Here is a 25,050-nt window from a genome sequence, read left to right on the forward strand (position 1 = left end):
GGTGTCGGACCTCCAGGAAGCGGTCAGGAGTTGCTGAGCGGCAGGCCGGGCGGGTTGATCTGCGAGGTGCTGACGGCCTCGTTGGAGAGGTTCCAGGCAGCGAGCCACTTGGCGTACTGACCGTCCTTGATCAGGTGGTTGATCGCGTCCGCGACCGGCTTGGCCAGCCCGCTGTCCTTCTTCGCGGTGGCCGCGATCAGCCCCTGGAGGGTCGCGCCCGCGCCGGAGAACTTGCCCGCGTTGCGGGTCGGGTTGGGCGTCTTCGCCGTCTGGGTGATGTGGTACGAGATACCGGGGTTGGGCCCGAAGTAGGCGTCGATCTTCCCGCTGGACAGCGCCAGGTAGACGCTGTTGTTGTCCTGGAAGTACTTGACGGTGAGCTTCTTGCCCTCCTTCGCGAGCTTCGCCTTCCACTCCAGCAGGATCTTCTCCTGGTTGGTTCCGGCGCCCACGGAGACGGTCTTGCCGGCCAGGTTCTCGTAGTCGCCCGCGAAGTTCCAGGTGCTCTTCTTCGGCACCTCGAAGGCGAGGTTGTCCTGCCGGTAGGAGGCGAACTCGTACTTCTTCTTGCGCTCCTCGGTGTCGGTGACGTTCGAGAAGGCGACGTCGACCTTGCCGCTGTCGATGCCGACGAACAGGTTCTCCCAGGTCGAGTTCTTCACCTCCGCCTTCAGTCCGAGGACCGCGGCGACCAGCCGGCCGAGGTCGGGTTCGGCACCGGTGAGGGTCTTCTGGTCCTGTCCGACGTACGCCAGCGGCGGGAACCCGGCGGGCAGCGCGCCGACGCCGACGACCAGCTTGCCGCTCTTGGCGACCGACTTGGGCAGCTCGGCGCTGATGGACTTGACCTCGGACACCTTGAGGTCGGTCTGCCGCGCGGCGCCGTTGGAGAGCGCGCCCACGGTGACGGTGCCGGCGGCCGCGCTGCCGGAGGTGGTGGCCGCGTCGCTCTCGCCCCCGCAGGCGGCGAGAGCGGCGGCGAGGGCGGCGACGGCGGTGGAGGCGGTGAGGCCACGGAGGAGTCTGCTGCGGAGGGCGAGGGTGCGCATGGCTGTCCTTGTCCGATGTTCGTGAGTGAGGGTGTGGTGCGTGAGGGTGTAGTGGGGGAAGGTGCGGTGAGGGAAGGTCCGGTGAGGGAAGGGGGTTCAGAGGACCTTGCTCAGGAAGTCCCTGGTCCGCTCATGTACCGGGTGGTCCAACACCTCGGTGGGTGAGCCCTGTTCGACGACGCGGCCCTCGTCGAGGAAGACGATCCGGTCGGCCACCTCGCGGGCGAAGCCGATCTCGTGGGTCACGATGAGAAGCGTGGTGCCGCTGGTGGCCAGGTCCTTGATGACGGCGAGCACCTCGCCGACCAGCTCGGGGTCGAGGGCGGAGGTCGGCTCGTCGAAGAGGATGACTCCGGGCCGCAGCGCGAGGGCGCGGGCGATGGCGACCCGCTGCTGCTGACCGCCCGACAACTGCCGTGGATAGGCGTCGGCCTTGTCGGCCAGACCCACGCGGTCGAGGAGGGTGCGCGCGAGTTCCCGGGCCTCGGGCCGCTTCAGCCGTCGGGTCGCCACCGGCGCGGCCGCCACGTTGTCCAGCACCGTCAGATGCGGGAACAGGTTGAAGTTCTGGAAGACGAACCCGATCCGGCCGCGCTGGGCCAGGATCGCCCGCTCGGTCAGCTCCTTGAGCCTCCCCCTGCCTTCGGCCGGGGGGACCCCCGTCTCGCTGCGCTCGCCATGTCGGCGTACGCCTATGAGCTCGCCGTTCAGGCTGACATGGCCGATCTCGGGCTTCTCCAGGTGGTTGATCACCCTGAGGAGGGTGGACTTGCCCGAGCCGGACGGGCCGAGGATCACGGTGACCTCACCGGGCCGCACCGTCAGCTCCACTCCGTTCAGCACACGGTGGGCGCCGTACCATTTGTGCACATCGCGCACCTCGACGGCGGCCGGTCGGATCGCGAGTGTCTCGCCGGTCATATCGCCGCCTCCTTGCGGACCCGGGCCCGCAGGTCACGCAGACCACTCCGGACCTTCTGCAACGGGGTCGGCGGGAGGGAGCGCAGCGCGCCCCGCGAGTAGTACCGCTCGACGTAGAACTGGACGACGGACACGACACTCGTGAGGATCAGGTACCAGACGGTGGCGACGAGCAGCAGCGGCACGATGTCGCCGGGGTAGGTGGAGCCCATGCTCTGCACCGAGCCGAAGAGGTCGAGCAGCGAGACGTAGAAGACCAGCGAGGTGCCCTTGATCAGGCCGATCAGCTGGTTGACGTAGTTCGGGGTGATGGAGCGCAGCGCCTGCGGGAACACGATCTTCCTGAACTGGTAGCCCTTGGGCAGACCGAGGGCGGAGGCCGCCTCGTGCTGGCCCTGGTCGACGGAGAGGATGCCGCCGCGGACCACTTCCGCCGCGTACGCCGCCTCGTTGAGGCTCAGTCCGACGACCGCGACGACCATGTCGGTGGCGAGCCGCGACTCGTCGAAGGTGAGGAAGGCGGGCCCGAAGGGGACACCAAGGCTCAGCGTCTTGTAGAGCGCGCTGAAGTTGTAGAGGAAGAGCAGGACGACGATGAGCGGCACCGAGCGGAACAGCCAGATGTAGACCCAGCTCACCGCGCGCAGCACGGGGCTCCTGGAGAGCCGGGCCAGCGCGAGCAGGATGCCCCCGAGCAGGCCCAACACGGCACTGTAGAGCGTCACTTCGAGGGTGATGAGCAGGCCGTCGAGAATCGTGGGACGCAGAAACCAGTACTGGAACCGGTCCCACTGGAAGAAGGGGTTGGTCGCCAGCCCGTGGACGATCTGGGCGACCACGACGAGCACGACCGCCGAGGCGATCCAGCGGCCGGGGTGGCGCAGGGGCAGCACGCGCTGTGCCGCGGCCGGGCGGGGCTCCGTCGTGCTCAACGGCACGGCGGAGCCCAGGGATTCACTCATGGAGGGCTCCAACGAATGCGGACACACCGCCGCGGCCCGTACGACGGCGGTGCGCGCGGGGACAGACGGATGTCAGGGGGTACGGAGGGGGAGGCTCACCGACAGCACGCCGACAGGGCGGCGGGTGAGGGAGGTCGAGCCGTGCGGACGTTCAATGCCGCGGAAGGCGGAAGCGGTCAGCCCTGACAGAGACGGCGGGCGCCGCGGGAGGGACAACACAGTGCGGTGGCGGGGCAGCCGTGGCGCCGCGAAGCGGTCGTCCCGTCAGCTGCGTACATCGCGTTCACCGTCACCATTCCGCCCCGCTGGGCCTCGAAGGGACCGGAATCGATCCGGTCCGATGCGGCGTAAGTTAGGCATGGCCCCAAACGAATGTCAACGCGCACCGGCCGGAATGACCACGTGGTGAGACCGCGCATATGCCTTCTTGACGGCTCCGCGGACCGCACCGAGACTGACAGGGACGGTCACGATTGTCAGCGCCCGTCGTGCGGGTTCCTCCCGTTCGACGCGGTTATCGGCCCCGGCCCGCTGACAGGCAACCCTTCCACCGCGACGGGGTGCCCCGGGTGACGACCGGGTTCCGCCGGTGCGGCGGGGCAAGCGTGGTCTCGCCTCTCGCGAGCCCCGGACACGGGAGCGATGGGAATGGCCAGGAGGAGCACGAACGGTCTGACCAGGCGCCTGCACATCGATCTGCAGCGGGTCTCCAGCGCGTACTAGTCCATGCGGTTCGTCCAGCGCGTACTGGTCCATGCGGTCCGTCCGGCCAGGCGCGTCCCGCGATCCGGACAGGTCCGTACGTCAGCGCAGTCACTCCGTTCCGCCACCGCCGCCCAACGGGCCGCGGGGGCTTCGACGTTCCCTGGAGAGTCATGCCCAAGACAGTCTCGCTCGCCGCCCCTCGCCCGCACCGCATCCGCAGCCGCATCGGCGTCGGCCTGGCCGGCGGTTTCTACCCGGCGCCGCACCGCTATCAGCTGTACCTCTCCGCGGGCTGTCCGCGTTCGCTGCGCATCTCGGTCACCCTGGAGCTGCTCGGTCTCCACGACTCGGTCGCCACCACGCTGCTGACGCTTCCCGCCGAGACACCTGGCGCGTTCGCCGCACTGCGCGGCGCGTACGAGGCCACCTGGCATCACTACGACGGTCCGCTCACCGCGCCCGCGCTGTGCGACCGTTGGAGCGGACGGATCGTGAGCAACCACACGCCCGACATCCTGCGCGACCTCGCCGGACTGCCGGCCTGTCAGGGCGACGCCCGCCTCCCCCGGCTCAACCCACCGGCCCTCACCGCGGACATCGACGCCTTGCGCGAACTCCTCGACCGCGACGTCACCCCCACCGCGCCGCCGCTTGCGCGCACGACGGCACTCCAGTCGCTGGACCGGCAACTCGCCTCGCACCCCTATGCGTTGGGCGACGAGCTGACGGCCGCGGACGTCGACCTCTGGGTGGCCCTGACCCAACTCGGCCCGACGGAATCCCTCGGCCCGTACGGTCGCCTCCAGGACTACGTACGTCGGCTCGACGCCCACCCGGCCTTCCACGGCAAGGTCCGCTGAGCGCGTACGCCAAAGTCGCCGGGGCCGACAGGGCCGCAGGCCCCGGGCCCCGGGCCCCGGCGCCGCGTCGGCTCAGGCCCTGACGCGGGTGAAGATCAGGCCTTGGCGCGCGTGAAGATCAGGCCTTGGCGCGCGTGAAGATCAGGCCTTGGCGCGCGTGAAGACGAGCGTGCCGGTGACGGTGGTCAGGCCGCGGATCATGCCCATCTGGTTCCAGCCCAGGTCGAACTGGTCGCGGTCCACGGTGAACTCCGTGGTGAGCGTGACGGTGTCGGCGCTCGCCCCGGTCACCCGGCCGGTGACGGGCTGCGGCCGGCTGATGCCGCGCACGGTCAGCTGCCCGTTGATCTCCACGGTGTCGTCCTGACCGAGGACGGCGTCGCGGACGGCGAAGGTGATCGTGGGGTGGCGGTCGGCGTCGAAGAGGTCGGCGGAGCGCAGGTGCTTGTCCCGCTTGGCGTTCTTCGTGTCCAGGGACGCGACGTCCAGGGTGATGGTGCCGCGAGCGGTCCCGTCGGGCTGGACCTCGCCCTCTCCGGTTACTCCGGTGAAGGTGCCCTTCACCGTGACCATGCCCCACATCGTCTTGTGCTTGATGGCGACGGCGGTACGGGCGGGGTCGAGCTGCCACAGGCCGGTTTCGACGGCGACGGTCACGAGAGTTCTCCAGACGGTTACGGGCGGTGCACAGGAGCGCGCGACGCACGGGGCGCGCGGCACACGGGGACTGTGGGGACAACGCAGTCATCCAAATTTGGATGACCCCACGCTAGCCGGTTCTTCAAATTTGGACAACCGGTAGACTGTGACACTATGGCCGACCCTTCCGCCCCCGCTGACCTGCCCGAACGTGATCCGTCGGGCGACTGTGAGCTGCTGCCCGCCCCGCTGCGGGCGTGGATGCGTCTCCTGGCGGCGGCGGGGGCGATCGAGCAGCAGCTGCGTGCCCGCGTCAAGGACACCCTCGACGTCTCGCACGACGAGTTCCTGGTGCTGTGTCTGCTGGCCGACCAGCCCGGATCCAGCCTGCGGATGACCCAGATCGCGGAACTACTGGGACGCCCCAAGACGCGGCTGACCTATCAGGTGGCGTGTCTGCAGCACGCGGGACTGATCACGCGGCGTTCGGCGTGCGGCGACCGGCGCGGTATCGAGGTGGCCCTCACGGACAAGGCGCGCCGGCTGCTGCGCGAGTCCACGGGCCCGCTGGCCGATGCCGTCTCGCAGGCCATCGCGCAGACGGCCTGCGCGCAGCGGTACGAGGCACTGCACGACCTGTTGCCACCCTCGCCGCATCCCGGTGCGGACTCCGGGCAGGTCGAGGGTGGCGATCAGGCCCCCGAGGGGCCGAGCAAGTAGCCCCTTCAGGTCCGGACAGGCCTACGGGGCACGGAGTCGCGCGCCGTCCGGCGGATCAGAACCCGGGGAAGACCCGTCGCAGGTCGTCCAGGGTGAGGGTGTCGCCCTTGAGGGTCACCTCGGCCGGGGTGTGGGCGGCGGCATGGCGGCCGGTGACGAGCCGCAGCCACCACTCGGCCGGTGCGCTCAGGACGGCGTCGGGCTCGGCAGGCTCGTCGGTGAGCGCGACCGCGTCGGCCAGGTCGAGCCCGAACGCGCGCCGGGGAGCGGTGGTGCGGACGGCGAGGCGAACCTGCCGGCCGCCGAGGGCATCGACCTTGCCGAGGAAGCCTATGAGCAGGCCGGCCTGGTCGAGGAGCGGCTCGACCGCGGCGGGCGCCAGGACCGCCGTACGGTCGAAGGCCACCTCCACGTCCCAGGTGTGGTGGGTGAACTCGCCGAGCCGCAGACCCGCCACCGTGGTGACGTCCACGGGCGCGGGCAGGAAGCCGAGGTCCACCCGGAGTTCGGCACGGGCCCGCGGGTCGAGAGCCTCGTACCCGCGCACCAGCGCCTCGTTGGCGGTCACGAAGGTCTCGGCGCGCTCGACCGGGGACATCGCGTCCCAGCGCGCCCACACCGACTTGTTGAAGTCGCCGCCCTTGGGCCCGGTGCCGTTCAGCGCGCCCTCCAGGGAGGCCAGGCCGATCTCCGCGCCGCTGCCCAGGTGGCTGAGGACCTGGGACACGTCCCACTCCGACGCCCCGGACGGCCGGGTGAGGTCGGCGGTGGCGAGCCCGTGCACCACGGCGGTGAGGTAGTCGTGTCCGCCGCGCAGGGCGTCGATGGTCTGGTCGGCACGGTCGTTCATGTCTCAACTCCATTGAGATGGAAGCGGTTTGTGTCGGTACGGAGGGTTTCAAGGGTTCACACCGCGGTCTGGAAGGACCGCTTGGAGAAGCCCATCATGAATCCTTCGCCGGTGGTACGCGCCGCCCGGTCGGCACGTCGGACGGGCGTACGGCATACCGGGCGCCCTGGTCCGGAAGGCCGCGACGTGTTCGTCGGCGTCGCCGCGGGCGAGCGCGTCGGCGACCCAGGCGTCGAAGTCCGAGGACCGGCCCGGCACTTCGCCCTCCGTCAGCATCTCGCGGGTGATGAAGGGCAGCCCTCGCGCTCTTCCTCCCGGTCGGCAAGGGGCAGACCGGCAAGGCCTCCGGGGCCAACGGCATCGTCCGTGAGATCGGCGGTGCCCTCGGTATCGCGGTCCTCGGCTCGGTCCTCGGCGCCCGCGGCGGCATGGGCACGCCCCAGCGGTTCATCGACGGTGCGCTGAGCAGGAGCCGCGGTGCCCTCGTGGCGCTCCGGGCGCGGCGCGTCGCTGACCGCCGCGCCGCCGCAGCCTCCATCCTGGCCTGGTGCGGGCGCCCGTACCCGCCCACGCAGGTTCCGCGCCGCGCCCACCCACGGAGAGCCATGGCCGCCGACAGCACGCCCACCGCCGACGACGCCCCCGTCCGGGCAAGCGCCGGCGCGCTCCTGCGCCGGCCGAAGCTGTGGCTGGTGCCGACCGTGCTGTGCGGTCTGCTGGCGTTCCTGCTCTCACTGCTCTACATGGGCGGCATCGTGAACCCGAACGGGGAGCTGCGCCACCTGCCGATCGGCATCGTCAACACCGACCAGGGCAGACCGCTGCCCGGGCAGAACACGAACCTCGGCACACAGATCACCCGCTCCATCACCGCCGACACCTCCGGCAAGGCCGACTGGCAACTCCTCACCCGCGCCGAGGCCCAGGACAGACTGGCCTCCGGCAAGATCTACGGCGCCTTGGTCGTCCCCGCCGACTTCACCACCGTCACCGCCGCCCTCACCACGGCGAACGCCAGCACCCGGCCCACCCTGACGGTGCTCACCAACCCGGGCATGGGCAGCCTCGGCTCCTCCCTCGCGAGCCGGATCGCCCAACAGGCCGCCCAGCAGGCCTCCCTGGCCGTCGGCGAGCAGCTGATGGACTCCCCCGCCACCGCACAGGCCGACGCCACCACCCGCCTCGTGCTGACCGACCCCGTCGCCGTCACCACCCAGGTCGGCCACCCCATCGGCGACCACAGCGGCCTGGGACTGAGCGCGTTCTACTACACCCTGCTCCTCGTCCTCGCCGGGTTCCTCGGCGGCAACGTCATCAGCAACGGCGTCGACACCGGCCTCGGCTACGCCGACAACGAGATCGGCCCCTGGCACGCCCGACGTCCCACCGTGCCCATCAGCCGCACCCAGACGCTGCTGCTGAAGATGGCCATGACCGCGGGGATCACCGTCCTCACCACCACACTGGTCATGATCGCCACGGTCGGGATCCTCGGCATGGACGCCTCGCACCTGCCGCTGCTGTGGATCTACTCCTACTGCGCGTCACTGGCCGTCGGCCTGGGCGTGCAGGCCATCAACGCCGCCTTCGGGGGCATCGGCCAGCTCGTCTCCATGTTCGTGTTCATCGTCCTGGGCCTGCCCTCCTCCGGTTCCACCGTCCCCCTCGAAGCCGTCCCGGGCTTCTACCGTTTCCTGAGCGTCTTCGAACCCATGCGCCAACTCAGCGTCGGTGTCCGCGCCATCCTCTTCTTCGACGCCCGCGCCGACGCCGGCCTCACCCGCGCCTGGATCATGATCGCCGTCGGCGCCGCCCTCGCCCTCCTCTTCGGCCTCGCCATGACCCGCTACTACGACCGCAAGGGCCTGCACCGCCTCACCCCCCAACCCTCCGACTGATCCCGTGGAAGACGTCACGCGAGAGGGGACGGCGCACCGTGGGGGCGGGTCCTGGTCAAGGCCCGGTCGTGGCGTCGGAACCCCGCAGTCGCCGGACGCTTCCACCGACCTTCGCGCGCAGCGGTTCGAGGACCTTCGGCTCCGCGCTGATCGCCCAGCGCGGGCCGACGAGACAGGTGCCGCCGTAGATCGCGGCGCTGTCCAGCCAGGTCACCTTGTAGCGCTCTTCGGGGAACATCGTGATGAGGTAGTCGCCGGTCTCGGTGTGACAGGCGCCCTCGCGCAGTTCCGTCGCGTCGATGCGGATCGTGACCTTGCATCCGGTGAGGTTCGCGATCACCTCGACGTCCGCCGGCGCCACCACCTCGACGGCGGCGGTCTTCTTCGACGCCTTGCGCTCGGCCGCCGCCTCCTCGCCTCCGGCGTCGCAGCCCACGGTCAGGGGAAGCAGGGCCAGGCCCCCGGCGACCGCGGCCCGGCGTGCGAGGCGGGCGGGGGAAGGCGTTCGGCCGAGGCGTCCTTGCCGTCGCTGCTGGGGCACGTCGTCTCTTTCCCTCTGCGGTGCGGTTCGCGCGTACTCGACAAGGGATACGAAGGGACGCCGCGACCTGTTCACGACGGGCCGTCGGCGGGCGGCGGGGTGGACATGGGCCCAGCCCAAGCATCTGATTGCCCGAGTCAAGCGACTTCGAGATTATTTGCTTGACTCAAGCACTTCACATATGTTTGCCTGACTCAAGTAAGCCAGTGGCTGACGCACAGACCGGGGCGTCCTCGAGCGGAGGCGGCCTCCGTCACGCCGTCTTCAGAAAGTGAATCCCTCCATGGCCACCATGAAGTCCGTACGGACCGGCCCCGTCAACGCCGTCGACATCGTCGAGGTCGAGCGCCCCGCACCCGGGCCCAAGGACGTCCTCATGCGCATCCGCGCCTGTGGCATCTGTGGAACCGACACCTTCTTCCTGCACATCGGCGGCGCCCCCTTCGGCCCCGACGGCTCCATGGTCCCGATCCCCCTCGGTCACGAGCCCGCGGGTGAGATCGTCGAGGTCGGCGCCGAGGTCGAGGACTTGAAGGTGGGCGACCGTGTGGTGGTCAACCCCCAGGACGCCCCTTCCGGCATCATCGGCTGCGGCGCCAGGTACGGCGCCCTCGCCGAGTACCTCCTCATCGAGAACGCCGGGATCGGCAAGAGCGTCGCCGTCTTCCCCAAGACCGTTCCCTTCGACGTCGCGGCCCTCAACGAGCCCATGGCCGTCGCACGCCACTGCGTCAACCGGTCCGAGGCCAAACCGACCGACAAGGTCGTGATCTTCGGTGCAGGTCCGATCGGTCTCGGCGCGGCGATCTGGCTGAAGCTGCGGGGCGTCCAGCACGTCACGGTCGCCGACGTCCTCCCCGAGCGCCTGGAGACCGCGCTCGCCGTCGGCGCCGACGCCGTCGTCAACTCCGCCGAGGAGAACGTGACCGAGCGGCTGACCGAGTTGCACGGCCAGGCCGCCAACGCGCTCGGGCAGCCCCGTCCCGACACCGACATCTACATCGACGCGGCCGGGGTCGCGGCCGTCATCAACACCACGGTCGAGTCGGCGAAGTGGGGGGCGAAGCTGGTCATGGTGGCCGTGCAGAAGAAGTCCGACGCGGTCGATCTCGGCGGGATGCTCCGCAGTGAGCTGACGCTCATCGCCTCGCAGGGCTACCCCACCGAGATCTTCGAGGTCACCCCCGAACTCGTCGAGCACCACGAGCGCTTCGCCAAGCTCATCAGCCACCGTGTTCCCTTCGGTGACGCCAAGCACGCGTTCGAGCTCGCGCTGACGCCGGGTGCGGCGGAGAAGGTCGTCGTGACGTTCGACGACGAGCGGTAGTCCCGGGGATCCGGTGCGGGCGCGGGGGGCTGGTCGCGCAGTGCCCGCGCCCCTCAAAGACCCGGGGCGCGGGCACTGTTCGAGGAGTTGAGACTCGGACGAACTACTTCCGGCTCCTTCCGATCGATGCGGGAGCCAGCAGGAGGTTGGGGTCCGCGGACGTGGTGTAGGCGGCGCTGAGCACGTAAAGCGTGCCGTGGCGCAGCGCGACGGAGGTCGGGTTCTGCAGGCCGTCGGCGGCGGTGAGTACGGTCGACGAGGTGCCGTCGCGGCGGATGCGTACGACCGTGTTGGGGCCGTTGAGCGCGGCCAGGATCTCGTCGCCGTGGCCGGTGAAGGCGAAGTCGTCGATGCCGGTGAGGCCCGTCGCGCGGATCCGGAGGGAGCCGGGGCCGCCGCCCGGGCCGAACGGGACGCGCAGCACGGTACCCCGGTCGAGGTTGGTCGCCCACAGCGCGTCGTCGTGGATCTTCAGACCGTTGACGCCGAGGAAACCGGTCGCGGCGAGTTCGGGGGCGGCGGACCAGGTGACCGGTTCACTGTCCGTGGAGCCCTTCGTGGGGACGGTGTAGATCTTTCCCAGTGCGGAGTCGGCTATGTAGAGCCTGCCGCGGTGCTCGTCCAGCACCAGTCCGTTGGGCAGACCGTCCGCGGGGAGGGCGGCGATGCGCTGCGGGGTGCCGCCCGGGCGCAGCCGCCACAGGCCGGTCAGGTCCGAAGTTCCGGTGGCGTAGAGGAAGTACAGCGTTCCGTCGTGGGCCCGGGCGATGCCGGTGGTCAGGGCGAAGCCGAGGACCGGGGTGTGCACTCCGCCGTCGGCCGGGGCCGGCAGAGTGGCCAGGACGCGGGTCGCGCCCGCCGTGCTGACGGCGGCCACCTGCCGGGCGGCCGCGAAGGTGACGTCGGCCGTGCCGTCGGGCTCCAGCGCGATGTTCTCGGGCATCTGCCCTCGTGCCAGGTCGAAGTGCGCGGCGATACGGGGCTTCGCGAGCGGCCCGGTGGCGGCTGCCGCGGGGGACGCGGTGAGGGCGGTCACGGCGGTCATTCCGGCGGCCGTGACCGTATAGGCGAGTGCGGTCAGTTTCCGCGCGGTCAGTCGCCGTGCGGTCAGTTTCTTTCTCATGCTTCCTTCGCTGTCTCTGTCGCGGTGGTTTTCGGGCGCACGGCGGACGGGCCGGCCGTCGCCGTGCTGTGGGTCAGGAGGGTCATGGCGGCCCGGGACGGCGAGTCGGCCTCGGTGGTCGCGACGACGACGTACTGTCCCTGTTCGGTGTGCAGCGTCTGCTGGGTGACGTCCATGGCGCCGACCAGCGGATGCCGCATCGCGTAGACCGCGACGTCGCTGGACTTGACCCGGTGGTCGGTCCACATCGCCGCGAACTCGGCGCTGTTGAGAGCCAGTTCACCGACGAGCGAGGCGAGTGCCGGGTCGTCGGGGTACTGCCCGGACGCCAGGCGCAACGCGCCCACGACGGCTCTGGCCTTGGCCGGCCAGTCCGCGTACAGATCGCGTGTGTGGGCGTCGAGGAACACCAGCCGGGCCATGTTGGGACGGTCACCCGGCCGGTCCGGGCCGTCCGGGTCGAGGTGTCCGGCGTACAGCGCGTGCCCGGCGCGGTTCCACGCCAGTACGTCGCTGTACCGGCCCGTCACCACCACGGGCACCTCCGAGAGCACGCCCAGGAGTTGGGCGACCGCGGGTGAGACCCGTTCCGGCGCCGGGCGGCGCGTTCGGGGCCGGCGCCGGGCACCGGCGGACAGCTCCCGCAGGTGCCGCCGCTCGGCCTCGCTCAGCCGCAGTGCCTGGGCGATCGCGTCCAGGACGTCCGGGGAGGCCTGGGACTGCCCCTGCTCCAGCCGCGCGTAGTACGACTCGCTCACCCCGGCGAGCCGGGCCAGTTCCTCGCGCCGCAGCCCCGGCACGCGACGGCGTTCGCCGTACGTGACCACGCCGAGGTCCTCGGGCCGCAGCTGCGAGCGGCGCGCCCGCAGGAACTCACCCAGCTGTCGTTTTCCGTCCATGCGCCGAGTATTGGGCTCCCCCGCGAGGGCCAACCACACCCTGATCGGGATACCCGAGGGCTCAGCGCTCGGTGAACGTTCGCCGGCGAAGACGGGGTGTGCGGATCCGCCGGGTGACCGCGGGCCGGACCAGGTGCGGCGGATCCGCCGCCCCGCATGACGCTGCCGACCTCACCGAGGCCTCCATGAGCGACCATGATGGCATCACGGCCGCGTCGCCGCGGTCTCCCGGCCCGCCTCTGGAGGTCGCCCCATGACCGAGCTCTCCGAAGCGCTTCCGCTCTCCGGCATCACCGTCGTCAGCGTCGAGCAGGCGGTGGCGGCGCCGTACGCCACCCGTCAGCTGGCCGACCTCGGCGCCCGGGTGATCAAGGTGGAACGCCCGGGAGGCGGCGACTTCGCCCGTCGCTACGACACCACCGTGCACGGCGAGTCCAGCTACTTCGTATGGCTGAACCGCTCCAAGGAGTCCCTGACCCTGGACCTGAAGTCGGCCCGGGGCCGGGACATCCTGGAGCGACTGCTCGCCGATGCCGACGTCTTCGTGCAGAACCTGGCGCCGGGCGCGGCCACCCGGCTCGGACTCGACGCCCCGGCGCTGCGGGAGCGGTACCCGTCCCTGATCCCTTGCACCATCTCCGGATACGGAACCAGCGGGCCCTGGGCCGATCGCAAGGCGTACGACCTGCTGGTGCAGTGCCAGACCGGGCTGGTCTCCCTGACGGGGAACGAGCACGGGTCCGCCCGGGCCGGGGTGTCGATCGCCGACATCGCGGCCGGGATGTACGCCTACTCGGGCGTCCTCACCGCCCTGTTCACGCGCGCCACCACGGGAGTCGCCCGCGCGGTGGAGGTCTCGCTGTTCGAGGCGCTGGCGGAGTGGATGGGGCAGCCGGCGTACTACACGCGCCACGGCGGCACCCAGCCGCCACGGCTCGGCACCCAGCACGCCACCATCGCCCCGTACGGCGCCTACCCCGCGGCCGACGGCAAGGACGTGCTCTTCTCGATCCAGAACGAGCGCGAATGGGCTTCGCTGTGCGAGCGGTTCCTGGGACGCCCGGACCTCGTCGACGACGCGCGTTTCGCCACCGGCTCGGACCGCGTGTCCCACCGGGAGGAGCTGAACGCGATCGTGACCGAGCGCTTCCGCGCGCTGGACAGTCAGGAGGCGATGAAGCTGCTGGACGCGGCGGGGATCGCCAACTCCGGTGTGAACACGGTCGCGGAGTTCCTCACCCACCCCGTACTCGAGGAGCGCAACCGCTGGCAGGACGTACGACTGCCCGGGGGCGCGGGGCCGGTGCCCGCGCTGCTGCCGCCCGTCGACCTGGCCGGGGTCACTCCCCGTATGGACGCCGTTCCCGCTGTCGGCGAGCACACCGACACGATCCTGGCCGCGCTGGGACACAGCGCGGCCGACATCGACGCGCTCCGGGCCGACGGCGTCGTCTGAATCCTCGAGAAACCGGCGCACACCAGCTCGGCGGGCAGCGCGGCCGCGGCGGCCCGGCCGCGCTCGACGAGGGTGCCGAACCCGATGCCCTGGGCGTGCGCGCCGCCCTCTTCCAGGTTCTCGAAGACCCGCCCTGCGTACAGATCCGGCGGGTATGGACGGGGGCACGCATCGCCCTGTCGTGGCCCGCCTCGGTGCCGGTGCACCGGCCCCTCCCGGTCCCCGCCGCGCGCCGGCCGGCCGCGGTCCCGATGCCGGTGCCGGTGCCCTGTCAGAACGGACCGCAGCCGTGACGCCCGTATGCCACCTGAGTGGATCAGTCGGATCGGATGAGTAGTCGTACTCATGCCCGCTCGCGGACGCGGCCGCCATCGTGATGTCGACGCCCCTCCGGCACCGACGCGGAGAGGGGGACCGCGCCACCGGCTTCATCCGACGGAGGACATCATGAACATCTCGCGCCGCACCCGTACCGCACTCATCCGGGCCACGGACAACTGGCTCTCCCGTGTCTACCTGGCCGCCGTCACCGCCGCGACCGGCTACTTCCTCTTCGACGCCTTCTTCGTCGACCACCCCGACGCCTCCATGGCCGCCGTGGTCCCCTGGCTGCTGACCGCCCCGCTGAGCCTGCTGTACACCCTCCTGCCCGCCGGCACCCTCTCCGGCGCGAGCACCGGCCTGTTCACCGCCCTCCACCTCGCGGGGATCGCCTTCGCCGCCCTCGCGAACGCCGCCTTCATGGGCCACGTCGTCCACAGGCTCCGCCAGCCGTTCCCCGGCACCGCGCCCAGCGCCTGAAGGTCAACGCCTGGCGCGCAAGGTGATGGCCGGAGGTGCCGGCCGGGCGGGCGTCGGTCCCGCCTACTTCACCCCGCCCGCGTCCAGCAGTGCCGTCACCGTCGTCGTGGTCAGCCCTTCCAGCGTCTCGATCCCGGCACCGGCCCGGGCGCTCGCGCCGTCGAAGACCAGCATCAACTGCCGGGCGAGAAGCGCGGGATCACGCGCACCACCCAGTTCGGCCTGCGTACGGAACACCTCTTGCAGACGCCCCTTCGCGCCGCCCGCGACCACCGACGCCGGGTGCCCGGGGTCCTTGAGTTCGACGAGTGCGGCGAGAAACGGGCAGCCGCGGTACTCGGGCCGCGCCGAGGCCGCCTCCAGCCGGTCGAAGATGCCCAGGATGCGCTCGCGCGGCGTCCCGGCGTCCTCCGGATCCGGCGCGAGCTGCTTCTCGTACCGCGAAATCCGCCGTTCCAGGCTCGCCGCGAGGACGTCGTCCTTGCTCTCGAAGAGCTGGTACATCGACCGCTTCGAGACGCCGGCCGACCGGCACAGCGCCTCGATGCCGACGGATACGCCCTCGCGGTAGACGAGGTCGGCCGCCGCGTCCAGCAACCGGTCCCTGGTGGACGCCTTGTCTGTAGTGGCCATAAGGGCAGGTTACCGCGCGGGACGAGACAAGGAAACCGATCGGTGTCCCCAGACCGCGTGGGCGCAATCACACGTGACACAGCGACTGAACAAGCGCTTGGATAGTGGCGTTCGGACCCGTGTGTCCCACCTCGCCGTGCCGCGCTGGAGGCCCCGTTGCTGTTCACTTCCGTCGACGATGTCTCGGCGCGTCTCGCCGAGACCGGCTATCTGGCCTCGCCTGCGGTCGCGACCACGGTCTTCCTGGCCGACCGCCTGGGCAAGCCGCTGCTGGTGGAGGGCCCCGCCGGGGTCGGCAAGACCGAACTCGCCAAGGCCGTCGCCCAGGTGGCCGGGGCGCGACTGGTCCGGCTTCAGTGCTACGAGGGCGTCGACGAGTCCCGGGCGCTGTACGAGTGGAACCACGCCAAGCAGCTGCTGCGCATCAGCGCGGGCCGCGACGAGACGTGGGACGAGGCGCGCACGGACATCTTCAGCGAGGAGTTCCTGCTGGCGCGCCCCCTGTTGACCGCCATCCGCGGCGACGACCCCAAGGTGCTGCTGATCGACGAGACGGACAAGGCCGACGTCGAGGTGGAGGGGCTGTTGCTGGAGGTGCTCAGCGACTTCCAGGTCACCGTCCCGGAGCTCGGCACGATCGCCGCGACCAGCCGGCCCTTCGTGGTCCTCACCTCGAACGCGAGCCGTGAGCTGTCGGAGGCGCTGCGCCGCCGCTGCCTCTTCCTCCACATCGGCTTCCCGGAGGAGGAGTTGGAGCGTCGCATCGTACGGCTGAAGGTGCCGGGTCTGGACGCGGCGCTGACGGAGTCGGTGGTGCGGGTGGTCGGCGCGCTGCGCGAGATGGACCTGCGGAAGGTCCCCTCGGTCGCCGAGACGATCGACTGGGCGCGCACCCTGCTCGCGCTCGGGGCCGACACCCTCGACGGGACCGTCGTACGTGACAGCCTCGGCGTGCTCCTCAAGCACCAGGACGACATCCTCAAGGCGGCCGCCAAGCTCGACCTGGACGCCATGTGAACGCGCCGACGGGCGTCGCCGAGCGGCTGACAGGGCTGGTCGGCGCGTTGCGCGCGCACGGCGTGCGGATCGGCACCGGCGAGACGGTGGACGCCGCGCAGGCGGTGGCGGCGCTCGGCCTGGCCGACCGGGAGCTGCTGCGTGAGGGCCTCGCCGCCACGCTGTTGCACAGCACGGGGCAGCGCCGGGTGTTCGACCCCGTCTTCGACCTGTACTTCCCGCGTCTCGTCGGGCCACCGATGTCCGACGGGCCGGAGAGCGACGCTCCCGCCGCCGACCGGGAGGAGCTGCGCGACCGGCTCGCGGCCGCGCTCGCCGCGGGCGACCGGGAGACGCTGGAGCGGCTCGCGATCGAGGCGGTGGACGGTTTCGGGGGCTACGGTTCCTCGCCGGGGTCGGACGGCTGGTCGTCGTACCAGACACTCGACCGGCTCCGCCCGCAGACGCTGATGGCGCGCGTCCGTGACAGCGTCCGGGCAGGGCAGGACGGAGCGGCGGGGTTCGCCGACCGGCTGCTGGAGGACGAGATCCGGCGGCGTATCGAGGTGTTCCGCGCGCTGGTGGCCACGGAGGCGCGGCGCCGGGTCGCCGAGCGGCGCGGCCGGGACGAGATGGCGCGGCGGGCGGTGGCCCCGACCGCCGACCGGGTCGACTTCCTGTTCGCGGGGCGGGACCGGCTCGCCGAGCTGCGCAGAACCGTGCAGCCGCTGGCGCGCAAGCTGGCCACCCGGCTCGCCGCACGCCGTCGCCGGGCCGCGCGCGGCACCATCGACCTGCGGCGGACCCTGCGCGGTTCGCTGTCCACCGGCGGGGTGCCCATGAAGCCCGTGCTGCGCAGGCGCCGCCCGGTCCGGCCCGAACTGGTGCTGCTGTGTGATGTGTCGGGCTCGGTGGCGGGCTTCTCGGACTTCACGATGCTGTTGGTGCAGGCGCTGCACGACCAGTTCAGCAAGGTGCGGGTGTTCGCCTTCGTCAACCGGATCGACGAGGTGACCGGCCTGCTCGTGCACGGCGCGGCCGATCCCGAGGGGCTGGGCGCCCGGATCCGCTCGGAGGCGACACTGACGGGCTGGCACGACAGCAGCGACTACGGCGTCGCGTTCGGCGAGTTCGCCGAGCGGTACCTCGACGCGGTGGGGCCGCGTACGACCGTGTTCGTCCTCGGCGACGCGCGGACGAACATGGGTGACCCGAATCTGCCGGCCGTCCGGCGGTTCTCCGAACGGGCCCGCCGTGTCTACTGGTTGAACCCCGAGCCGCTCTCCCAGTGGGGTACGGGCGACTCGGCGGCGCCCGAGTACGCCGAGCTCGTCGAGATGCACGAGTGCCGCAACGTACGGCAGCTCAGCGGGCTGATCGGCCGGCTGCTGCCGGTCTGACCGCCGGGGGGCGGGACGGAACCGACCTCCCCGTGTCCCCGACTCCCTTACGCGACCAGCTGCGGGTACATCACGCCCAGGTCCTCGGCCAGCTGGGCCTTCACCTGCCGGGTGAGGTCGTCGGCCAGCACCTCGAAGGCACCGGACTCGATGCCGTCGAGGGCCTGTGCCGCGACGCTCTCGGGCGAGGACTTCGGCGCGTCCACCTTCGCGGCCATGTCGGTGTCGACGTAACCGACATGCAGTCCCGTGACGTCGATGCCGCGCGGCTTCAGGTCGAGGCGCAGGGAGTTGGTCTGCGACCAGAAGGCCGCCTTGGAGGCGCTGTAGGAGCCCAGGAGCCCTACCCACGACAGCACCGAGTGGACGTTGAGGAGGTGACCGCCGCCGTTGCGCTCGATGATCGGCACGAAGGCGCGCGTGACGAGGAGGGGGCCGAAGAAGTTCGTCTCGAACTCGCGGCGGACGTCCTCTACGGGCGAGTCCAGGAAGTTCGCGTTCACGGACGCGCCCGCGTTGTTGATCAGGACGGTGACGTCCTGCGCGCGCTCGGCGGCCGCGGCGACGGACGCGGGGTCGCTCACTTCCAGCGCCAGCGGCACGGCGTCGGGGTGCGTGACGGTCCGCGGGTCGCGTGCGGTGGCGTACACCTTGGACGCGCCACGCTCGTAGAGGGCCTGCACCAGTGCCCGGCCGATGCCGCGGCTGCCGCCGGTGACCAGGACGACCGAACCTTCGATGGATGTCATGAGAACTCCCGAAGCCACGAGGAAACCGATCGGTTTCTCTTCACCGGAAGCGTAAACCGATCGGTTTCCAAGAGCAAGGCGGGAGGCGAAGGGGGGCAAGGAGGGGGCAAAGAGCGGACACGAAAACGGCTCGCCCCCGTGGACAGGGCAAGCCGTTGAGCGTGTCCGGATCAGGACGTGACGCCCGCCGTCTCCACGACAGCCTCGTCCGCCACGGCGTCGTCGGTGGCGGCGGCGTCCTTCTTCTCGGCCGTGTACTCCTGGGCCGCACCCCTGGTCAGACCGACCAGTGCCACGGCCACGATCAGCACGAACGCGACTCCGGCGATCGCGAAGCTCAGCGTGAACTGGCTCTCGGCGGGCAGTGCGGGCGCGCCGGCCGGCAGGTGCTGGATGGTCTTGGACGCCAGCAGCGAGGTGATCACGGCACTGGCGATCGCGCTGCCGACGGAACGGGAGATGGAGTTGAGTCCGTTGGCGATGCCGGTCTGGTGGTGCGGCACGCTCGCCACGATGAGCGCGGGCATCGCGGCATAGCCGAAGCTGATCGCGACACCGATCAGCAGGCCCGCCAGGATGATCGACGCGGAGGTGTCGTGCGCCAGGGTCAGCCACGCGAAGCCGGCGACACCGAACACCGCGCCCACGGCGAGGGTGAACCGCGCCCCGATCCGCCCGACGAGGATCCCGCCGAACTGTGCGGCGAGCAGCGAGACTAGCGTGGTCGGCAACAGGTACTCGACGGAGGCGCGCAGCACCGAGGCGCCGAATCCGTATCCGGTGAGCTCCTTCGGCATCTGCGCCAGGTACGCGACGCCGATGAACTGGGAGAACATCGCGAAGCCGAGGAAGAGGCCGGCGAGGTTCGTGAAGAGCACCGGGCGGTGGGCGAACATCCCCATGTCCACCATCGGCTCGCGGACCTTGCGCTCGACCAGGACCCAGACGCCCGCCATGACGACCGCGGCGACGAACAGGCCGACGGTGCGGGCGGAGGACCAGCCCCACTCGTGTCCCTGCGAGATCGGCAGCAGGAGCAGGACGAGCAGCGCGGCGAGCGTTCCCGCGCCGAGCCAGTCGGTGCGGCCGCCGGTCGTCGAGCGTGAGGAGGGGACGCGCAGGACGACGCCGACCAGGGCGAGGGCCGCGAGCGCCACGGCGAGCCAGAACACCCGGTGGTAGTCGGGGTCCGAGCCCCGTGTGAGCAGTCCGGCCGCCACCAGGGCGAGTCCGCTGCCAACCGCGAGCGTGCCGCTCACCAGCGCCATCGCGCCGTGCAGCTTCGCCGGGGGTATCTCCTCGCGCAGGACCGAGAGGGCGAGCGGGAAGATCGCGGTGGCCGCGCCCTGGAGCACCCGGCCGACGATCAGCCACAGCAGCGAGGTGGTGGTCGCCGCCAGTACCGAACCGGCGATCATCAGCAGCAGAACCCCGATCAGCGTGGGCTTCTTGCCATGCATGTCGCCGAACCGGCCGAGCAGCGGGGTGAAGACCGCGGCGGACAGCAGGGTCGCGGTGGTGACCCAGCTGACGTTGGCGGTGGTGGTACCGAGGTCGCTCTGGATGATGCTCAGGATCGGTACGACGAGGGTCTGCATCATCGAGACGATCATGGCCGCGAGGCCGAGGACCAGGACGAGTGAGAGGTCGCCGGTGGGGCGCTTGGGCGCCACGCGATCTGTGGGTGTCACGGTGTTCTTCCGTTTGGTCAGGACGTCGAGCAATCACGGACGGTGATGCCGCGAAACTTGAGGTCCGCAAAGCTGTAGAGCCTAGAAGTTTGAGGTCCTCAAGTAACTTGATAGAGGTAAGCATCGAAGATTGAGGTAGTCAAGTTTCGGGTTACCCTGGGTCCATGTCCGCGACATCTGGAACGAACCGCTCCGCCGAGGCGTCCGACGCCGGACCCCCCACCGTCTCCAACGTCATGCTGCTCGACACCCTTTGGGCGTCGATGGTCAGCCTCTACGCGGATCTCACCAGCGCCGCCGCCGCGCACGGCCTCACCTACAGCCAGGCCAAGGCACTCAACGTGCTGCGCCAGGGCCCGGCTCCGATGCGGGCCCTGGCGGGCACCCTGCGCTGCGACGCCTCGAACATGACCGGGATCATCGACCGGCTGGAGGCCCGCGGCCTCGTCTACCGCGAGCCCAGCCCCACCGACCGGCGGGTCAAGAACGTCGTCCTCTCGGAGGACGGGGCGGCCGCCGTGTCGAGCATCCGCGACGGCATGCACGGCACCCACCAAGCCCTCGACTCCCTCAGCGCCGCCGAGCGATCCACCCTCGACGGCCTGCTCTCGCGCCTGTTCGTCGCCGAGGACGGCCGGGCTTCCTGACCCCCGAGCAGGACGCCCCGCCCAAGCAGTTCCGCTGCCTGCCCAGCTCCTCCTAGGGAGGGACCCCGGGATTTCCCCGAAGAGCCGGGGTGCGGCGCGGCCCTAACCTCGCAGGTGATCGGCCGGGGTGGCCTGTGAAGCCCCGGGCGGACACGGGGGGGCGCGGTGGGCAGTGCCGATGTGATCGCCGATGTGTCCGACATCCTGGTGCACGTCCTGACCGCCGCGGTACGCGAATCCGACGCCCACGCCCGGGTGCGGCTCGTCGAACTCGTCGGGCAGCAGCCCGGCGGCGGCCATGGAACGCTCCGCCTCGAACTCTTCCTGTACGAGGTCGCCGAGAACCCCAGCGCACGCAACCGCCCCTCCCGCCACACCGTGGTCGAGGATCCGGGCACTGGTGCCGTCCGGCAGGAACGGCGCGGGGCGGACATGGCCCTGCTGCTGCGTTATCTGCTCATCCCGACCGGCGGCACCCCCGACGCCCAGCAGCGGATCCTCGGCCGGGCGATGCGGGCACTGTACGACGACGCCATCCTCCAGGGCCCGTTGCCGGTGCCGGCCGCGCACAGCAACAGCGTGGCCGACGCCGGGGAGTCGCTGAAGCTGCGGCTGGCTCCCCTGTCGCTCGACGAGCGGGCCAAGGTGTATCAGACGCGTGGCCCCGCGTCGCCGGTGCACCCAGATATTCGCCCTTCCGCTTCAGCCGGGCGACGGGGGCGCCCCGCTCGGTCGCGGCGCGGATTGTACGTGTCGCCCACCCCTGGACCAGCAAATTTCTGGCCTGTTTTTTACCAGTCGGTTGGTGTGAGAACGGCCGCCAGGCCCGCGACCTCCGCCTCTTCATTCGGCTGATCCACCAAACAGTACACCGTAACCAATCGTGTCCGAATTCGAAACGACGAGTTCACAGGCTCGCAAGTTTCTCCTGTGTCCATAGCGGAGAACCCGCAGATCACAGGGGTTGAAAAGGTTTCCTCCCTTTCTGCGAGACGGGCCAAGAGGTGCGCGTGATGGACGAACTGCGTGTGCTGTCGATCTATGAAGGATTCTTCTCGGGCGGGGCCCGGATCGTGCACAGTGATGTGGTGCTGGGGCTCCATGAGGGTGGCCAGCGGCACGCGGTGCTGAGCGTGAATGGCGAAATGTATCGGGAGGAGACCCGGCAGCGGATGGAGGACGACGTCTGCTACCGGTCACTGACCGCGTCGGGCGTGCCGGTCACCTCGCTGGGCCGCACCCCCGGGACACCCGGCGGCCCCGAGACCCTCACCGGGCCGGAACTGGCCGCCACCACGCGGGCGGTGGCCGCCGCGGACGTCATCCTGTCCCTCAAGGAGCAGCCGCTCGGCCTGCTCAACCAGGCCGGTCTGCCCCGGCGGCCCGTCGTGGTCTGTCTGCACCGCTCCGACCCTGAGAACCAGGGGGCGGCGCTGGACGAGCTGCGGACGGCGGTCGCCGACGGCCGGATCGCCGCCGGGATCTGTTGCGCCGAGTCGACGCGCGCCGCGTACGCCGCGGCCGGGATCCCGGCCGGGCTGCTGCACGTCATCCCGAACGGCGTGGATCTGCTGCGATTCCGTCCCGACCCGTTCAGACGCGTTCTGACGCGGACGTCCCTGGGCATCCCGGAGCGCGCGCCCGTGATCGTCTTCGCGGCACGCTACGCCACGATGAAGAACGTTCCGCTGTTCCTCCGGGCCGCCCGGGCCTGGCTGCGCCGAGAGCCCGACGGCCACGTCCTTATGTGCGGCGCGGGCATGACGCGGGCCAACGGCTGCCTGCGTGAGGACATCGCCTCCGCGTTCGGCGAGGACGCCCCGCTCGCCGACCGCCTCTCGCTGCTCGGCGTACGGCACGACATGGAGAGCGTCTACGCGGCCGCCGACGTGGTGTCGCTGACCTCCTCCAGCGGCGAGGCGGCACCGCTGTGCCTGATCGAGGGCATGATGTGCGGCGCCGTGCCGGTAGCCACCGATGTCGGCGACAGCGCCTCGATCGTGACCGGGCACGGCTTCCTCACCCCGCCCGACCCCGAAGCGATCGCCCTGGCCTGGTCCGAGGCGGTGGCGCGGGGCGGCGAGTTCGCACCGGCCCTGGCCCTCAGCCGAGAACGGTTCAGCCGCACCCGCATGATCGCCGCGTACGCCGCGCTCATCGAACAGGTGCGCAGCAGGTCGGGCCGGGTGCCTCTCCCGGAACCCTTCTGAGAGAGCCCGCCGGGAAGGGGCGCCCCCGGGCGCCCTGGGACCTGCGTACGCCGCGCGGGGTCAGGCCTCCTTCTCGCCCAGTTTCTCGACGTACTCCTGCGCCTTGTCCACACCGGTCTCGATCTTGTCGGTGTATTTGCCGTCCGTCTTGTCGTCGACGAGGTCGCCGGCCTTCTCCAGCCCGTCGGAGATCGTGTCGCCGTGGGCCTCGGCGATTTCCTCGGCCTTGTCCTTGAGGTTCTTCAGGTTGTCGAACACGCGTGACTCCTTCTCCGGCGGCACCGCCTGATCAGGGTCACGATCCCACCCGGCCCTCTGCGGACAACAGGCCCACGGTGCGGCGCCCTTGGGCAACGGGAGCGCACGGCGTGGACCGCTCCAGGCCACCGAAGCCCAACGCGCCCCCGCCAGGCCCTCCTTCGCGGACGGGACCACACTCACGGCCGTCCCGCCCCTACGCTCGCGCAGCGCAAGGACCACGACCCCGGCCCGCCCGCACAACCGCCGTTCGAGCCAGGGCCCCGGCGGCCGCTCGACGGATCTCTCAGCGGACGCGCTCCGCGATCCTGGTGGCCCGGCCGAGCAGCCACTCCAGCGGTCCGCGCGCGAAGCAGCGGGACCAGAGGGTCGCGAACACGGTCACGGCCACGAGGAAGCCGAGCAGTACGTGCGGCGGGGAGCCGGGCAGTTCCTCGATGCCCAGGGCCTGGATGCCGACGATGTGGAAGACGTACGCGGTCAGGGACATCGTGCCCACCGCGACGACCGGAGCGGCCAGTCGGCGAAGGCGCGGGAAGGTGTCGGTGACGGCGAGGCAGGCGGCCAGGACCGTGATGGCCACGCCGGTGTTGGCCACGACCGAGAGGGTCGTCTCGCTGTGCGGCGAGGCCGCCAGCAGCCAGGCCGGGGTGGTGCCGGTCGGGTAGCCCGCGGTGTCGGACCACCAGGCCGACATGACCGAACCGCCCTCGCCCCGGCCGGAGGCGCGGAGTGCGGTGGCGACGCCGGGGACGAGGTGCAGGGCCAGGAAGGAGCCGCCGTAGCCGAGGACGGCCAGCGAGACACCGGTGATCGCGAGGCGTGTACGGACGACGGTGGAGGCCAGGTCCAGCCGGGCCACGGCCATGCCCGCGACGACGAACGGTATCCAGGCCAGGGCCGGGTAGCCGCCCGTGAAGAGCAGCGAGACGATGCCGTCCGCGTCGGCGGGCCAGGCCCAGATCCCGCCCGGACCACCACCGTCGCCGCCGCCCGGATTGAGGGCCTGCTGCACCACGTACAGGACCTGAGGCAGGATCAGCGCGCCGCTCACGGCGATGACCGCCAGCGGTCGGGCGCCGAGCCGGTACAGCGGCAGGACCAGCAGGAAGTACAGGCCGTAGAAGGCGAGGATCACCTCGACCGGGGTGCCGGTCAGGGTGAGCGCGGTGCCCAGGACCAGCAGGATGACCGCTCGGATCACCACCTTGGCGACCGCCTGGCGGCCCGCCCGGCCGGTCCTGGGGGTGCGGCGGCCGGTGATCAGCACGATCGAGAAGCCGGCCAGGAAGGCGAAGAGCGCGGAGGCCCGGCCGTGAGCCAGTTCCATGAGGAAGCCGGTCGCTCCGCCCTCGGAGGGATCGGGGCCGACGTGGGCCGCGTACATCCCGAAGACCGCGAGCCCCCGGGCGAGGTCCACTCCGGTCAGGCGCCCCACCGAGGGCCGGGTATCGGGTTGTCGCGTGGTTTCGGACGCCTCCGGTCGGGGCGGTGCCACAAGTCCCGGTCGAGGCGGTGGCACGAGCGCCGTGTCCTGTGCGTTCTGCGTCATGGCTCACAGGCTGGAGAGAACGCCGATCGCGAAACATCCGGCAGTCGTCCGGTCCACACCCCCCGGACGACTGGAACCGACCCGCCACGCGGCTGGGCCGTCCCTCCGGAGCGCCGCACCGGGCTTTTCCCGTTCTACGGTCGCAGTGACGACAATCGACATC

At 70.8% G+C, this 25,050-nt stretch carries 25 protein-coding genes and 1 riboswitch; of the genes, 12 read left to right on the forward strand and 13 right to left on the reverse strand.

The genetic code is table 11. The features are described 5' to 3' along the window. Positions 1-23: 23 nt before the first annotated feature. From ACIQTP_RS07220 to ACIQTP_RS07230, 3 genes are all read right to left on the reverse strand, one after another. Entirely contained in the window at positions 24-1,049 is a 1,026-nt protein-coding gene (locus ACIQTP_RS07220; RefSeq protein WP_403397126.1) for an ABC transporter substrate-binding protein, read from the reverse strand. Between the two features lie 96 nt (positions 1,050-1,145). After that, positions 1,146-1,970: an amino acid ABC transporter ATP-binding protein gene (locus ACIQTP_RS07225; RefSeq protein ID WP_403397129.1), complete on the reverse strand. Its 825-nt coding sequence runs from the start codon at positions 1,968-1,970 to the stop codon at positions 1,146-1,148. After that, positions 1,967-2,932, reverse strand: coding sequence for an amino acid ABC transporter permease (locus ACIQTP_RS07230; RefSeq protein ID WP_403397131.1), 966 nt, complete (start codon positions 2,930-2,932; stop codon positions 1,967-1,969). Before ACIQTP_RS07230 ends, ACIQTP_RS07225 begins: the two co-directional genes overlap by 4 nt. Before the next feature lie 465 nt (positions 2,933-3,397). Further along, a riboswitch (SAM riboswitch) is annotated at positions 3,398-3,544 on the forward strand. Positions 3,545-3,580: 36 nt separating this feature from the next. On the opposite strand from ACIQTP_RS07230, the gene ACIQTP_RS07235 reads away from it, so the two are divergent. Both ACIQTP_RS07235 and ACIQTP_RS07240 read left to right on the forward strand, forming a co-directional pair. Continuing rightward, positions 3,581-3,655 carry a putative leader peptide gene (locus tag ACIQTP_RS07235; RefSeq protein WP_351299548.1) on the forward strand — a complete coding sequence of 25 codons (75 nt, stop codon included), beginning with the start codon at positions 3,581-3,583 and terminating at the stop codon, positions 3,653-3,655. 152 nt (positions 3,656-3,807) lie between these two features. Beyond that, positions 3,808-4,497: a glutathione S-transferase C-terminal domain-containing protein gene (locus tag ACIQTP_RS07240; RefSeq protein WP_403397133.1), complete on the forward strand. Its 690-nt coding sequence runs from the start codon at positions 3,808-3,810 to the stop codon at positions 4,495-4,497. 141 nt (positions 4,498-4,638) lie between these two features. On the opposite strand, the gene ACIQTP_RS07245 is transcribed toward ACIQTP_RS07240, so the two are convergent. After that, complete coding sequence (locus tag ACIQTP_RS07245; RefSeq protein WP_402047412.1) at positions 4,639-5,154, reverse strand: YceI family protein; 516 nt, start codon at positions 5,152-5,154, stop codon at positions 4,639-4,641. A 156-nt stretch (positions 5,155-5,310) separates the two neighbouring features. Between ACIQTP_RS07245 and ACIQTP_RS07250 the strand changes: the two genes are divergently transcribed. Continuing rightward, positions 5,311-5,856 carry a MarR family winged helix-turn-helix transcriptional regulator gene (locus ACIQTP_RS07250; RefSeq protein ID WP_403397135.1) on the forward strand — a complete coding sequence of 182 codons (546 nt, stop codon included), beginning with the start codon at positions 5,311-5,313 and terminating at the stop codon, positions 5,854-5,856. A gap of 55 nt (positions 5,857-5,911) precedes the next feature. Here the strand turns inward: ACIQTP_RS07250 and ACIQTP_RS07255 are convergent, their stop codons facing one another. After that, entirely contained in the window at positions 5,912-6,706 is a 795-nt protein-coding gene (locus ACIQTP_RS07255; protein ID WP_403397137.1) for a maleylpyruvate isomerase family mycothiol-dependent enzyme, read from the reverse strand. A gap of 605 nt (positions 6,707-7,311) precedes the next feature. Between ACIQTP_RS07255 and ACIQTP_RS07260 the strand changes: the two genes are divergently transcribed. Further along, positions 7,312-8,604, forward strand: a complete 1,293-nt coding sequence (locus ACIQTP_RS07260; protein ID WP_403397139.1) for a YhgE/Pip domain-containing protein — start codon at positions 7,312-7,314, stop codon at positions 8,602-8,604. 55 nt (positions 8,605-8,659) lie between these two features. On the opposite strand, the gene ACIQTP_RS07265 is transcribed toward ACIQTP_RS07260, so the two are convergent. Next, positions 8,660-9,145: a hypothetical protein gene (locus ACIQTP_RS07265; protein WP_403397141.1), complete on the reverse strand. Its 486-nt coding sequence runs from the start codon at positions 9,143-9,145 to the stop codon at positions 8,660-8,662. Positions 9,146-9,428: 283 nt separating this feature from the next. On the opposite strand from ACIQTP_RS07265, the gene ACIQTP_RS07270 reads away from it, so the two are divergent. Further along, positions 9,429-10,472: a zinc-binding dehydrogenase gene (locus ACIQTP_RS07270; RefSeq protein WP_403397143.1), complete on the forward strand. Its 1,044-nt coding sequence runs from the start codon at positions 9,429-9,431 to the stop codon at positions 10,470-10,472. A gap of 103 nt (positions 10,473-10,575) precedes the next feature. Here ACIQTP_RS07270 and ACIQTP_RS07275 read toward each other — a convergent pair whose 3' ends face one another. Further along, entirely contained in the window at positions 10,576-11,595 is a 1,020-nt protein-coding gene (locus tag ACIQTP_RS07275) for a hypothetical protein (RefSeq protein ID WP_403397145.1), read from the reverse strand. Continuing rightward, complete coding sequence (locus ACIQTP_RS07280) at positions 11,592-12,494, reverse strand: helix-turn-helix domain-containing protein (protein WP_403397148.1); 903 nt, start codon at positions 12,492-12,494, stop codon at positions 11,592-11,594. The genes ACIQTP_RS07275 and ACIQTP_RS07280 overlap by 4 nt, the downstream gene beginning before the upstream one ends. Positions 12,495-12,747: 253 nt before the next feature. Here ACIQTP_RS07280 and ACIQTP_RS07285 point away from each other — a divergent pair, with 253 nt between their 5' ends. Further along, on the forward strand, positions 12,748-13,950 hold the full coding sequence (locus ACIQTP_RS07285) for a CaiB/BaiF CoA transferase family protein (protein ID WP_403397150.1): 1,203 nt from the start codon (positions 12,748-12,750) through the stop codon (positions 13,948-13,950). Between the two features lie 447 nt (positions 13,951-14,397). Continuing rightward, positions 14,398-14,751 (forward strand): SCO4225 family membrane protein, encoded by a 354-nt coding sequence (locus tag ACIQTP_RS07290; protein WP_403397152.1) that lies wholly within the window; start codon positions 14,398-14,400, stop codon positions 14,749-14,751. A gap of 63 nt (positions 14,752-14,814) precedes the next feature. On the opposite strand, the gene ACIQTP_RS07295 is transcribed toward ACIQTP_RS07290, so the two are convergent. Beyond that, complete coding sequence (locus ACIQTP_RS07295) at positions 14,815-15,384, reverse strand: TetR/AcrR family transcriptional regulator (RefSeq protein ID WP_403397154.1); 570 nt, start codon at positions 15,382-15,384, stop codon at positions 14,815-14,817. A gap of 159 nt (positions 15,385-15,543) precedes the next feature. On the opposite strand from ACIQTP_RS07295, the gene ACIQTP_RS07300 reads away from it, so the two are divergent. Next, entirely contained in the window at positions 15,544-16,401 is an 858-nt protein-coding gene (locus tag ACIQTP_RS07300) for an AAA family ATPase (RefSeq protein ID WP_382175766.1), read from the forward strand. Continuing rightward, the gene (locus tag ACIQTP_RS07305) at positions 16,398-17,780 is read left to right on the forward strand and encodes a VWA domain-containing protein (protein WP_403397156.1); all 1,383 of its coding nucleotides are present in this window, start codon (positions 16,398-16,400) and stop codon (positions 17,778-17,780) included. Before ACIQTP_RS07300 ends, ACIQTP_RS07305 begins: the two co-directional genes overlap by 4 nt. A gap of 47 nt (positions 17,781-17,827) precedes the next feature. On the opposite strand, the gene ACIQTP_RS07310 is transcribed toward ACIQTP_RS07305, so the two are convergent. Both ACIQTP_RS07310 and ACIQTP_RS07315 read right to left on the reverse strand, forming a co-directional pair. Continuing rightward, complete coding sequence (locus ACIQTP_RS07310; protein ID WP_190168162.1) at positions 17,828-18,529, reverse strand: SDR family oxidoreductase; 702 nt, start codon at positions 18,527-18,529, stop codon at positions 17,828-17,830. Between the two features lie 170 nt (positions 18,530-18,699). Then, positions 18,700-20,220: an MFS transporter gene (locus ACIQTP_RS07315; RefSeq protein ID WP_403397159.1), complete on the reverse strand. Its 1,521-nt coding sequence runs from the start codon at positions 20,218-20,220 to the stop codon at positions 18,700-18,702. A gap of 164 nt (positions 20,221-20,384) precedes the next feature. Between ACIQTP_RS07315 and ACIQTP_RS07320 the strand changes: the two genes are divergently transcribed. The 3 genes from ACIQTP_RS07320 (at position 20,385) to ACIQTP_RS07330 (ending at position 23,077) form a co-directional block, all read left to right on the forward strand. Then, positions 20,385-20,867 carry a MarR family winged helix-turn-helix transcriptional regulator gene (locus tag ACIQTP_RS07320; protein ID WP_403397161.1) on the forward strand — a complete coding sequence of 161 codons (483 nt, stop codon included), beginning with the start codon at positions 20,385-20,387 and terminating at the stop codon, positions 20,865-20,867. A 165-nt stretch (positions 20,868-21,032) separates the two neighbouring features. Continuing rightward, positions 21,033-21,722 (forward strand): Pvc16 family protein, encoded by a 690-nt coding sequence (locus tag ACIQTP_RS07325; RefSeq protein WP_403397163.1) that lies wholly within the window; start codon positions 21,033-21,035, stop codon positions 21,720-21,722. Positions 21,723-21,895: 173 nt separating this feature from the next. Continuing rightward, the gene (locus tag ACIQTP_RS07330; RefSeq protein ID WP_403397301.1) at positions 21,896-23,077 is read left to right on the forward strand and encodes a glycosyltransferase; all 1,182 of its coding nucleotides are present in this window, start codon (positions 21,896-21,898) and stop codon (positions 23,075-23,077) included. A 60-nt stretch (positions 23,078-23,137) separates the two neighbouring features. On the opposite strand, the gene ACIQTP_RS07335 is transcribed toward ACIQTP_RS07330, so the two are convergent. Further along, entirely contained in the window at positions 23,138-23,335 is a 198-nt protein-coding gene (locus tag ACIQTP_RS07335; protein WP_403397166.1) for an antitoxin, read from the reverse strand. Positions 23,336-23,621: 286 nt separating this feature from the next. Further along, positions 23,622-24,887: a DUF418 domain-containing protein gene (locus ACIQTP_RS07340; RefSeq protein ID WP_403397168.1), complete on the reverse strand. Its 1,266-nt coding sequence runs from the start codon at positions 24,885-24,887 to the stop codon at positions 23,622-23,624. Positions 24,888-25,050 lie beyond the last annotated feature (163 nt).

Source organism: Streptomyces sp. NPDC090798 (genome assembly GCF_044768965.1).
Taxonomy (GTDB): Bacteria; Actinomycetota; Actinomycetes; order Streptomycetales; family Streptomycetaceae; genus Streptomyces.